Here is an 11,660-nt window from a genome sequence, read left to right as displayed (position 1 = left end):
CCTAGCCCCTCAATTGCAGGATCATCTGCGCGATGATGTTGCGCTGGATCTCGTTGGATCCACCGAAGATGCTCAACTTGCGCAGGTTGAGATAGGCCAGGGCAGCGCGCGGCGCGTCATCGTCGGCCGCCTCGCCTCGGCGCGGTTCGCCGGCCAGTGCACGGGCGCCCAGTGCCTCCACTTGCAGCTCGGAAATGCGCTGCCTGATCTCGGTGCCGCGGACCTTCAGCATCGAGGCCTCCGGCCCGGGAGCATGGTTCTTCTCCGCGTCGAAGATCACCCTGAGGTTGGTGATCTCCAGTGCCGTGAGCTGGAGCTCGACCTCGGTGATGCGATCGGCGAACAGCGCATCCTCGATCAGCGGCTTGCCCTTGCGCTGACAGTACACAGCCATCTCCTTCAGGCGACGCAGCTCGCGCTGCGATCCACCGATGCCGGCGATATTGGTGCGTTCGTGGCCGAGCAGAAACTTGGCATAAGTCCAGCCCTTGTTTTCTTCGCCGACGAGGTTGTCGGCCGGGATGCGTACGTTGTCGAACCAGATCTCATTGACTTCGTAGGTACCGTCCATCAATCGGGTGGGACGCACCGTGATGCCCGGCGATTTCATGTCCACCAGCACAAACGAGATGCCTCGCTGCGGCTTGCACTCGGTGTCGGTGCGCACCAGGCAGAAAATCCAGTCGGCGTACTGGCCGAGCGTGTTCCAGACCTTCTGCCCGTTCAGCACGTAGTCGTCACCCTCACGCTCGGCGCGCATGCGCAGTGAGGCGAGATCGGAGCCCGATCCGGTCTCCGAATAGCCCTGGCACCACCACGCGCTACCGTCGAGGATGCGCGGCAAGAAGCGCTGTTGCTGAGCGGAGCTGCCGAAGCGCATCAACACCGGCGCCACCATCTTCACGCCGAATGCCAGCTGCGCGGGGGCGTCGGCCAGCGCGCATTCGGTCTCGAAGATATATTGCTGCGTCTTGCTCCAGCCGGTGCCCCCAAACTCCACCGGCCACGCCGATGCACCCCATCCGCGCGCGTGCAGGATCCTCTGCCAGCACGGGATGTCGTCGTGGATGCGGCTGTGGTCGCCGCATGCCATCCGCCGACGGATGTCCTCGGGAAGCTTCTCGCTCAGGAACGCTCGCACTTCGTCGCGAAAGGCGAGTTCCGCGGGATTGAAGGTCAGGTCCATGCATACTCCACATTGCAAATAAAAGACGCCGGCGGCTCAGGTGAACAGCAATCCGGCGCAGGGAAATCACCCACCATCACACTGCCGTATAGCCGCCATCCACGGCCAGCACCTGGCCGGTGATGTGGCTGCCCGCGCCGGACGCAAACAGAAGCGCAGCACCCTTCAGATCCTGCTCGCCACCGATGCGGCGCAGCGGGGCGTTGCCAAGCAGGGCTTCCTCACCGACCTGTTCGATCAGACCTCGGGTCATCTTCGACGGAAAGAATCCCGGCGCGATCGCATTGACGGTGATGCCGTGTATGCCCCATTCGCCGGCCAGGGAGCGGGTGAAGTTGACCACCGCGGCCTTGGCGCTGTTGTAGGCGATGGTCTGCATGCTGCCGGGCGGATTGCCGCGCAACCCCGCGATCGAGGCGATGTTGATGATGCGGCCATGGCCATGGACAATCATCGAACGCTTGCCGACCTGCTGGCTGAGTAGGAACAGGCCGCGCACGTTGAGATCGAACACCTTGTCCCATGCCTCCAGCGGGTGGTCCTCGGCGGGTGCGCCCCAGCTGGTACCGGCGTTGTTCACCAGCACGTCGATGCGGCCCATCCTCGCCAGGGCGGCATCGACCAGCGCATGCACGGATTCGGGCTGGGCCACGTCGGCCACCACCCACTCGGACTCGATACCGCGCCGCTGCAGGTGCGCCTGCGCCTGCTTCAACTCGTCGGCCTTGCGCGCCGATAGAAGAATCCGCGCACCGTAGTCACCGAGCGCCTCGGCGATCTGCAGGCCGAGTCCACGCGAGCCGCCGGTGATCAACGCCGTCTGGCCATCCAAATTAAAAAGCGTGCGGGTCAAATTCGTCATGTTGCACTCCGGTTGAAAGTCATGCGGCACCCGACAACACCGAATTCACCAAGATCTCGGCCTTGCTGTAGGGTACGTAAAAGGCGACGATCGGGTCATCCTTGCCGCGCACCACCACACCCCGCGGGTTGGAGAATCCGCGGAAGCCCTCGATGTCGTGGTGACGACCCATGCCGCTCATCCCGTTGTAGCCGAAGGCGAGCGAAGGCAGCGCGCCCTGCACCGCGCAGGCATTGCCGGCACCGGTCGGTGTTTCCTGCGCCACAGCGCCAGTACCGGCGCCATGGCGAGCGCGCCCAGTGAGGTGGCAATGGACCACGCCAGGTCCTGCCTGAAATGATTGAATGTCATGTCTATCCCCTCCCGATTTGTATGGACAATGGCTGCTGCGTAATTGGCTCGCGGGAGCTGGACGGCTCTGCACAATGGACGACGCTGGCTGATTGCTGGCGACGAGAATCCGATGCTTGGCGATGTGGAACTTCCCCTTCAATCCGGTTTACCGCTGCGCGTCCGCGCGCGTCGTGATGCCTGACGCCGGCATGGCTGGCGCGACTTCCGTGCAGCCTGCAGAACGGGCTCGAACCCCGCCGGTGGCGATACAGCCCGGCGCGATCCGCGATCCCAGATCTGTTTGCGACTGCTTTCCCATGGATAGTCACGCGACTTCCTCCGCGGCTTGGGCGGCTGACGCCGGGTAATAGCGCGCCAGCATCTGCGCGACGCAGACCGGCTTGTCGCCGTGTTCCACATCGACCGTACAATTCCAGTGTGCCTGCACGCCGCCTACGACGGCATGGAGACGATCGAGACTCAGTCGCCCCCGCACGCGCTGACCGGCGAGCACCGGTGCTGGCAGGCGCACGCGATCCAGGCCGTAATTGATCGTCATGCCCACGCCGTCGATACGCACACACGAGGCGAATATCGCCGGCAGCAGCGAAAGGATCAGGTAGCCGTGCGCAATCGGCGCTTTGTAGGGAGATTCGCGTCGGGCACGCTCCGCATCGAGGTGGATCCACTGGTGATCGCCGGTGGCATCCGCAAATTTCTGGATGCACTGCTGGTCGATCGTCATCCAGTCGCTGTGCGCGACTTCGCGACCGACCCAGTCGTGCAGCGCCTCTAGGTTGTCGATGATTTGCATGGCGGTCATGTCAGGTATTCCGAAGCGTCATGAGTGGTCAAAACCAGGCGTCCTGCATATCCAGCGTGGTGCGATCCATGCTCGCCAGCAGGTTCAATTGGGCATCTACCTTTGGCAGTTCCCAGCGGAAGAAATAGTCGGCTGCGCAGCGCTTGCCCTCGTAGAAGTTGCCCGCGCTGCCGACCGCGGTGAGCGCCTGCTCCAGCCAGATCCAGGCGATCGCGATGTGACCGAACGCTTCGAGGTAGACACTGGCATTGGCGAGGGTGAGAAGGGGGTTCCCAGCTGCCCACAATTGCCGGGTGACTTCGGCCAGCCGATGCACCCGAGCCTCCAGGTTCTCCGCGTGCGTGCGCAGGGAGTCCTGCTTGCCTGCGCGGTCGATGCTGCCGGCCACGCGCGCCGAAAACAGCCGGAAAGCGGCACCGTCCTTCATTACAACCTTGCGCCCAAGCAGATCCAGCGCCTGGATGCCGTGGGTACCTTCGTGGATCGAGTTCAACCTGTTGTCGCGATAGAACTGCTCAACCTTGTACTCACGCGTATAACCGTAGCCACCGTGCACCTGGATCGCCAGGTCGTTGGCGGCCAGGCACCACTGTGAAGGCCAGCTTTTGGCGATCGGGGTCAGGATATCCAGCAGTAGGGTAAGGTTGGCCCGCTCGTTTTCGTCATCGCTGGTCGCTGCCTCGTCGAACAGCCGCGCGCAATACAGGTTGAACGCCAGCCCACCTTCCACATACGCCTTCTGTGCCAGCAGCATGCGTTTGACGTCGGCGTGTTCGATGATGCGTGTCTGCGGGCTGGAGGGATCCTTGCCCTCGGCACCGACCAGCCGGCCCTGCGGACGGTGGCGCGCGTAGTCCAGTGCATGCAGGTAGCCGGTGTAGCCCAGCGCTACTGCACCCAGGCCGACGCCAATGCGCGCCCCGTTCATCATGTGGAACATATAGGCCAAACCCTGGTGCGCCTCGCCGACCAGGTAGCCGATGGCACCAGCCCTGCCCTCGGGTGTGTGGCGCGAGCCCTCGCCGAAATTGAGCAAGGTGTTAACCGTGCCGCGGTAGCCCATCTTGTGGTTGATGCCGGCCAGTTCCACATCATTGCGTTCGCCCAGCGAGCCGTCTTCATGGACCAGAAACTTCGGGACCAGCAGCAGCGAGATGCCTTTCACGCCGGGGATCAACTTGCCGTCGGTGCCGGGGATCTTGGCCAACACCAGGTGCACGATGTTTTCCGAAAGCTCGTGGTCGCCGCCGGAGATCCACATCTTGTTGCCGGTGACGCGGTAGCGTGGGCCGAAGGGCGAGTCGCCATCGGGCTCGGCGCGCGTCGTTATGTCGGATAGCGAGGAGCCAGCCTGCGGTTCGGACAGGCACATGGTACCGAAGAAGCGCCCGGCCAGTTCAGGCTCGACGAAGGCCTTGATCTGCGCCGGGTTACCATGCGCCAGCAGCAGATTGGCGTTGCCCATGGTCAGCAGCGGATACGCACTGGTGCTGACATTGGCCGCGTACAAATAGGCCAGCGCAGCCATCTCGACCACGTGCGGAAGCTGCATGCCGCCGAGCGCATAGTCCTTGGAACCGGCCGACAAACCGGTTTCCGCGAACGCCTGGAGCGCGGGCTTCAACTCGTCGATCAGGTGGACGTGCTCACCGTCGAAGCGCGGCTCGCACTGATCGGCCTTCTGGTTATGTGGCGCAAACCGGTCTGTGGCCAGTCGCACGGCGACATCGAGCACGGCATCGAAGGTCTCGCGACTGTGATCGGCATGCCGGGGCCTGGCCGTGAGCGCAGCCACGTCCAGCCACTCATACAGCAGGAAATTGACATCGCGGCGCGAGAGTAACAAGGAGTCCATGTCGTTCTCAGCCGATCTCGAACAGGCCGGCGGCACCTTGCCCGCCGCCGATGCACATCGTCACCACGACGTACTTCACGCAGCGTCGCCGGCCTTCGATCAGCGCATGTCCGACCAGACGTGCGCCGCTGACGCCGTAGGGATGGCCGACCGCGATCGCGCCACCATCGACATTGATCCGCTCAGGCGGGATGCCGAGTGTGTCCATGCAGTACAGCACCTGTACGGCGAACGCCTCGTTCAATTCCCATAGCCCAATGTCGTCGACGTTGAGGCCTGCGCGCTTGAGCAGCTTGGGCACGGCGAACACCGGGCCGACACCCATTTCGTCTGGTTCGCAGCCGGATACTGCGAAGCCGCGGAAGATGCCAAGCGGCTGGATGCCGCGCTGTTCGGCCAGCTTCGCGTCCATCACCACCGCCGCGGAGGCGCCATCGGAAAACTGGCTGGCATTACCGGCGGTGATCACGCCACCGGGGAGTGCGGTACGAATCCTCGCCACGCCTTCATAGGTGGTGTCAGCACGAATACCTTCGTCGCTGGACAACGTCACCTCGCGCGTCATCAACTGGTGTGTGGCCGGATCGGCGACGCCAGCGAGCACACTGATCGGTACGATCTCGTCGTCGAAGCGGCCGGCGGCCGCGGCCGCAGCCGCGCGCAGCTGGCTTTCCACACCGTAGCGATCCTGCCGTTCGCGCGGGATCTTGTAGCGTTTAGCCATGGTCTCGGCGGTCTGCAGCATCGACCAGTAGATCTCCGGCTTGTGCTGCAGCAACCAGCCTTCGGTGAGCATGTGCTGGTTCAAATACGGCTGTACGCAGGAAATGCTCTCCACCCCACCGGCCACGTGGATGTCACCTTCGCCGGCGATCACGCGCTGGGCCGCCATCGCAATGGTCTGCAGCCCGGACGAACAAAAGCGGTTGACGGTGGCGCCCGGTACGGTGACCGGCAGGCCGGCGCGGATCGCGCTCTGTCGCGCAATGTTCACGCCGGTGGCGCCTTCGGGATTCGCGCAACCCATCAGCACGTCTTCGACCTCGGCCGGGTCGATGCCGGCGCGGGCGACCGCGTGCTGAACCACATGGCCGCCAAGGGTGGCGCCGTGGGTCATGTTAAGGGCGCCTTTCCAGCTCTTGGCCAGGCCGGTGCGTGCGGTGGAAACGATGACAGCTTCTTTCATGGGAATGGTTCCAGTCGATGCGTGGAATAGGGATCAGTCGTTGAACGACTTGCCGGCTTCGGCCAGAGCTACCAGCAGCGGAGCCGGCTCCCATGCCGCGCCTTCATGGCCCTTCGCATAGCGACGCATGGCGGCGAGCACGTTGTAGAGCCCAATCGTGTCGGCGTAGAACATCGGCCCCCCATGCCACAACGGAAAGCCGTAGCCGGTGAGGTAGACGATGTCGATGTCCGAGGCCTTCGAGGCGATGCCGTCCTCGAGGATGCGCGCGCCCTCGTTGACCAATGCATAGACCAGCCGCTCGACGATTTCCTCGTCGCTGATCTTGCGTCGGGTAATGCCGAGCTCCTTCGAGTGCGCTTCGACCAGCGCATTCACCTCGGCCGACGGGTAAGCCTTGCGGTCACCCGGCTTGTAGTCGTACCAACCCTTGCCGGTCTTCTGGCCGAAGCGGCCCAACTCGCAAAGCTTGTCGGCGCTCTTGCTGTAGGTCAGATCGGGCTGTTCCACTGCGCGACGCTTGCGGATCGCCCAGCCGATGTCGTTACCGGCCATGTCACCCATGCGGAATGGCCCCATCGCCATGCCGAATTTCTCCGCGGCGCGATCGACCTGTTCGGGCAGCGCGCCCTCATCGAGCAGAAAGCCAGCCTGACGGGCGTACTGCTCGATCATGCGGTTGCCGATGAAGCCATCGCACACACCGGAAACCACGGCGGTCTTGCGGATCTTCTTCGCCAGCGCCATCACCGTAGCCAGCACGTCTTTGGCCGTCTGTTTTCCACGCACCACTTCCAGCAGCTTCATCACGTTGGCCGGGCTGAAGAAGTGCATGCCGATCACGTCTTGCGGGCGCGCAGTGAAGGCGGCAATGCGATCGACATCCAACGTCGAGGTGTTGCTGGCGAGGATCGCGCCCGGCTTGGCGATCTGGTCTAGCTGCTTGAATACCGCCTCCTTGACGCCGTATTCCTCGAACACCGCCTCGATGATCAGGTCGGCATCCTTCAAGTCGTCATACGACAAGCTCGGCGTCAACAGGCCCATGCGCTGCTCGACTTGCTCAGTGGTGAGCTTGCCCTTCTTCGCACTGTTCTCGTAGTTCTTGCGGATCGTGCCGAGGCCGCGATCCAGCGCCTCCTGCTTCGTTTCCAGAATGGTCACGGGGATGCCGGCGTTGAGGAAGTTCATGCTGATGCCGCCACCCATGGTGCCGGCGCCGATCACGCCGACCTTGCCGATCTCGCGCAGCGGCACGTCCGCACCAATATCCGGCACCTTGCCGGCGGCACGTTCGCTGAAGAATGCATGCCGCAGCGACTTCGACTCCGGCGTCTGCACCAGCATCGCAAACGCTTCACGCTCAACATGGATGCCCTGCTCAAACGACTTGGTCACCGCCGCCTCGATCGCATCCAGACACTTCAGCGGCGCGGGATAATTCGCCGACACCGCGGCCACGCCGGTGCGCGCGAAGCCGAGGAAGCCTTCGGCGTTGGGGTGATCGATCTTCCAGTCACGTACCCGCGGCAGCGGCCCGCGATTGCCCGCCACTTCATTCGCCAGCGTCACCGCAGCATCCAGCGTGCCGCTCTTGACCACTTGGTCGAACAGCCGGGTTCCGCCCAACTTGCCCGCGGCCACCGGCGTGCCGGACACGATCATGTTGGCCGCCGCCTCCAGACCCACGGCGCGCGGAAAGCGCTGGGTGCCGCCGGCACCGGGCAGGATGCCGAGCTTCACTTCCGGCAGGCCGATCTGTGCCTGCTGGTCAGCCACGCGGTAATTCATGCCCAGCGCCAGTTCGAGGCCACCCCCGAGCGCCATTCCCTCGATCGCCGCCACCACCGGCTTGCTGCTGCGCTCGAACGCGGCGATCACGGTGGGCAGCGTCGGCTCCTGCAAGGCTTGTGGCGTATTGAACTCGCGGATGTCGGCACCGCCGGAAAACGCGCGCGCCCCACCGGTGACGACCACCGCCTTGACCGTCGCGTCGTCGAGCGCGCGGGCCAGCGATTCCACGAGCCCGCGCCGCGTCGCCGCATCCAGCCCGTTCACCGGCGGATTGTGCATGGTGAGGAGCGCCACACCGTCGCGCACTTCGTACTTCACTGACATGTTCGATTCCTATGCTCATGGAGTGGACGCTCTGCGGCGCCCGGGTGGGTGATGAGAGGTGACATGGCCCGCAACGTACTCATCGGTGGTCGACCCGTTGCGCAAACGTCAAGCCCAGTTCTGCCAGCGGTTTGGTATTGAGGCCCACGATGGCCGCTTGCGCGCTGCTTGCGGTACCGTCGGCGGCGCGCTTGGCGATGCCCTGCACGATCGCGGCAAGGCGAAACAGGTTGTAGGCGAGGTAGTAATTCCACGGAGCCGTCACCGGGTGGCCGATGCGCCGTTCGTAAGCGCTGATGTAGTCCGCCTCGCCTGGAATGCCCAGCGACTGCAGATCCTTTCCCTTGAGCCCCCGTCCCAACTCCGGCGTGATGTGCCAGCTCAACAGGTGATACGCGAAATCGGCCAGCGGATGGCCCAGGGTCGACAGCTCCCAGTCGATCAGCGCCAGGATGCGCGGCTCGGTGGGGTGGAAGATCGCGTTGTCGATGCGGAAGTCGCCGTGTACCAGCGACACCTGTGGGGTAGCCTCAGGCGGAATGTGCTCGGGCAACCACGCGATCAGCTGGTCCATCGCCTCGATCGGCTGGATCTCGGTGGCCCGGTACTGGCGCGTCCAGCGATTGATCTGGCGCTCGAAGTAATTGCCGGGTTTGCCATAGTCGGTCAGGCCCAGCGCCGCGATGTCCACGATGTGCAGCGCGGCGATCACCCGGTTGAGCTCGTCGTAGATCGCGCCGCGCTCGGACGGCTGCATGCCCGGCAGCGACTGATCCCAGAAGATCCGCCCCTCGACGTAGTCCATGATGTAGAACGCGCGGCCGATCACCGACTCGTCCTCGCACAGACAATGCACGCAGGCGACCGGCACCGCGCTGCCGGCGAGCGCCGATTGCACCCGGTACTCGCGCTCCACCGCATGGGCAGAAGGAAGCAACTGGGCTACCGGCGCGGGCTTGCTGCGCATCACATACTGACGGTCAGGCGTGATCAGCAGATAGGTGGGATTGGACTGGCCGCCCTTGAATCGCCTCAGCGTCAGCGGCGTACGAAAGTCGTCGATGTGCGCGACGAGATAGCGCTCCAGCGCGGCCACGTCGAACGACAGCGCCGTGTCCGTCGCAGGGTTGATCGAGTCGCTCATGCCGCCACCAAGTGCAGGCGACCGTCGTCGAGCCTGGGGACGACATTCAGTGTGTCGGTCTGGGCGGCGCAGTCGACTTCGTGCTGCAGCGCATGCGCCTTCATCATCCGGCCGATGCGCGAAGCATTCAGCACCGTCTGCGCATCGCAACCACGACGCAACAGCATCGCGGCCAGCGCGGCGTCGGTCAGCTCGTAGTTGCCGCTGCGCTCGAAGTGCCCGACCAGGTGGCCGGCACCATAGAAGTCTTCTAGATTGAAGCGATCGGCCGATCCCGAGCACACCAGCAAGACAGACGCGAGGGGATGTGCGCGCATCACGTGCGCGGCTAGGGCGGCGCCATTGAGCAGCGCACCAACATAGACGTCGGTGGCCGCGGCGGCATTCTTCAGCGCCACCGTGCCATTCGTGGTGGCGTAAACGAGGGTGGCACCCTGCCCGCGCGCATCGGCCAGTGCCAGCGGAGTCGCCGGTCCGAAACCTGGCAGGCTCCCGGCTAGGTATTCCCCGGCCATGAACGGCGCGTCCAGGTCGCCGGCAATGCACCGCGCGTCCTCGGCATCACGCGCCGGCCAGATGGAGTCGATGCCATCGGCGAAGGCATGCACGATGGTGGATGTGGCGAACAGCACGTCAAGCACGATCACCACCTTGCCCTGCAGGCGGTTGGGATCGAGATTTTCCTTCGTGAACAGGACGTGCAACTTCGGCATTGCCAGATCCCTATATTTCGTCTAATGGAACTCAGTTCTATATATTGTCTATCGTAGCGTATGTCATAGCAGCCCAGCAAGTGGCAGTGCGTAACGCTACGCTGCCACTTGCTAAGCCTTGGATGGCTGCCTAGTATGTCGAATGACTTCGGTTCTAAGTTCCTCTCTACGAAACTTATATATCTTTCGCGTTGCTGGATATCTCATGAATTTCTCATATACCCCCAAGGTGGAAGCGCTGCGCGCGAAGCTGCTGCGCTTCTTCGATGAATCGATCTATCCCAACGAGCCTGTGTACACGCAGGAGGTGCGGCGCAACCGCGACGCTGGTGACGCCTGGCGTCCGACCAACATCATCGGCGAGCTCAAACCCATGGCCCGCGAGCTGGGCCTGTGGAACCTGTTCCTGCCACAATCGCCACGCGCGCCACAGGGGTTGTCCAATCTGGAGTACGCACCGCTGTGCGAGATCATGGGGCGGGTGCCGTGGGCGGCTGAGGTTTTCAACTGTTCGGCGCCCGATACCGGCAATATGGAAACCATCGAGCGCTACGGTAGCGAGGCGAACAAGGACCGCTGGCTGGAGCCGCTACTGGCTGGCGAGATCCGCTCTGCTTTTCTGATGACCGAGCCTGCCGTGGCCTCCTCCGACGCCACCAACATTCAGTGCTCGATCCGGCAGGAGGGCGATGAGTACGTTATCAACGGCCGCAAATGGTGGTCATCAGGCGCCGGTGATCCGCGCTGCACATTGTATATCGTGATGGGTAAGACCGATCCCGAGGCGGCCATCCATCAGCAGCAGTCGATGATCCTGGTGCCGGCCGACACCCCAGGAATCGAAGTGATCCGCCCGCTGACTGTGTTCGGTTATGACAACGCGCCGCACGGACATATGGAAATCCTACTACGCGATGTGCGCGTGCCTGCCGATAACCTTCTGCTGGGCGCCGGTCGCGGCTTTGAGATTGCACAGGGCCGGCTTGGGCCGGGCCGCATCCACCACTGCATGCGCACTATCGGGGTAGCTGAGCGCGCCCTGGAATTGCTGTGTCAGCGGGTGCTGTCACGAGTAGCGTTTGGCAAGCGCCTCAGCGAGCAATCGATCTGGCATGAACGCATCGCCCAGTCGCGCTGCCTGATCGACCAGGCACGCCTGCTCACGCTGAAAGCGGCCTACATGATGGATACGGTGGGCAACAAGATGGCACGCGCCGAGATTGCGATGATCAAGGTGACGGCACCCACAATGGCCTGCCAGATCATAGACTGGGCCATCCAGGCCCACGGCGGCGCCGGGGTCTGCGATGATTTTCCGCTCGCAGCCATGTATTCCGGTATTCGCACGTTGAGGCTTGCCGACGGCCCGGATGAGGTCCACAACGGCACGATAGCAAAACTGGAACTGGCCAAATACAAGACCCGGATCGGAGCCTGAAT

General features: G+C 63.5%; 10 protein-coding genes. 1 reads left to right on the top strand and 9 read right to left on the bottom strand.

All coding sequences use genetic code 11. From position 1 onward, the window contains the following. Nucleotide 1: 1 nt before the first annotated feature. From LRK53_RS10740 to LRK53_RS10700, 9 genes are all read right to left on the bottom strand, one after another. Nucleotides 2–1,186, bottom strand: coding sequence for an acyl-CoA dehydrogenase family protein (locus LRK53_RS10740; protein ID WP_235642061.1), 1,185 nt, complete (start codon nucleotides 1,184–1,186; stop codon nucleotides 2–4). Between the two features lie 76 nt (nucleotides 1,187–1,262). Then, the gene (locus tag LRK53_RS10735; RefSeq protein ID WP_027493741.1) at nucleotides 1,263–2,048 is read right to left on the bottom strand and encodes an SDR family oxidoreductase; all 786 of its coding nucleotides are present in this window, start codon (nucleotides 2,046–2,048) and stop codon (nucleotides 1,263–1,265) included. Nucleotides 2,049–2,067: 19 nt separating this feature from the next. Beyond that, on the bottom strand, nucleotides 2,068–2,313 hold the full coding sequence (locus tag LRK53_RS10730) for a hypothetical protein (protein ID WP_027493740.1): 246 nt from the start codon (nucleotides 2,311–2,313) through the stop codon (nucleotides 2,068–2,070). Between the two features lie 393 nt (nucleotides 2,314–2,706). After that, nucleotides 2,707–3,204, bottom strand: a complete 498-nt coding sequence (locus LRK53_RS10725) for a MaoC family dehydratase (protein WP_221174232.1) — start codon at nucleotides 3,202–3,204, stop codon at nucleotides 2,707–2,709. A 28-nt stretch (nucleotides 3,205–3,232) separates the two neighbouring features. Further along, the gene (locus LRK53_RS10720; RefSeq protein ID WP_027493739.1) at nucleotides 3,233–5,059 is read right to left on the bottom strand and encodes an acyl-CoA dehydrogenase; all 1,827 of its coding nucleotides are present in this window, start codon (nucleotides 5,057–5,059) and stop codon (nucleotides 3,233–3,235) included. Between the two features lie 7 nt (nucleotides 5,060–5,066). After that, complete coding sequence (locus LRK53_RS10715; RefSeq protein WP_027493738.1) at nucleotides 5,067–6,245, bottom strand: acetyl-CoA C-acyltransferase; 1,179 nt, start codon at nucleotides 6,243–6,245, stop codon at nucleotides 5,067–5,069. A gap of 33 nt (nucleotides 6,246–6,278) precedes the next feature. Then, a complete protein-coding gene (locus LRK53_RS10710) occupies nucleotides 6,279–8,363 on the bottom strand; it encodes a 3-hydroxyacyl-CoA dehydrogenase NAD-binding domain-containing protein (RefSeq protein WP_027493737.1) in 2,085 nt (694 codons plus the stop codon). A 79-nt stretch (nucleotides 8,364–8,442) separates the two neighbouring features. Then, nucleotides 8,443–9,507 (bottom strand): phosphotransferase, encoded by a 1,065-nt coding sequence (locus LRK53_RS10705; RefSeq protein ID WP_027493736.1) that lies wholly within the window; start codon nucleotides 9,505–9,507, stop codon nucleotides 8,443–8,445. Continuing rightward, nucleotides 9,504–10,220, bottom strand: coding sequence for a 2-phosphosulfolactate phosphatase (locus LRK53_RS10700; protein ID WP_027493735.1), 717 nt, complete (start codon nucleotides 10,218–10,220; stop codon nucleotides 9,504–9,506). Before LRK53_RS10700 ends, LRK53_RS10705 begins: the two co-directional genes overlap by 4 nt. Before the next feature lie 205 nt (nucleotides 10,221–10,425). Here LRK53_RS10700 and LRK53_RS10695 point away from each other — a divergent pair, with 205 nt between their 5' ends. Then, a complete protein-coding gene (locus LRK53_RS10695) occupies nucleotides 10,426–11,658 on the top strand; it encodes an acyl-CoA dehydrogenase family protein (protein WP_027493734.1) in 1,233 nt (410 codons plus the stop codon). Nucleotides 11,659–11,660: the final 2 nt, after the last annotated feature.

Source organism: Rhodanobacter thiooxydans (assembly GCF_021545845.1).
Taxonomy (GTDB): Bacteria; Pseudomonadota; Gammaproteobacteria; order Xanthomonadales; family Rhodanobacteraceae; genus Rhodanobacter.
The sequence above is the reverse complement of the archived record's forward strand: the minus strand, read 5'-3'. Positions and strand labels throughout refer to the sequence as shown.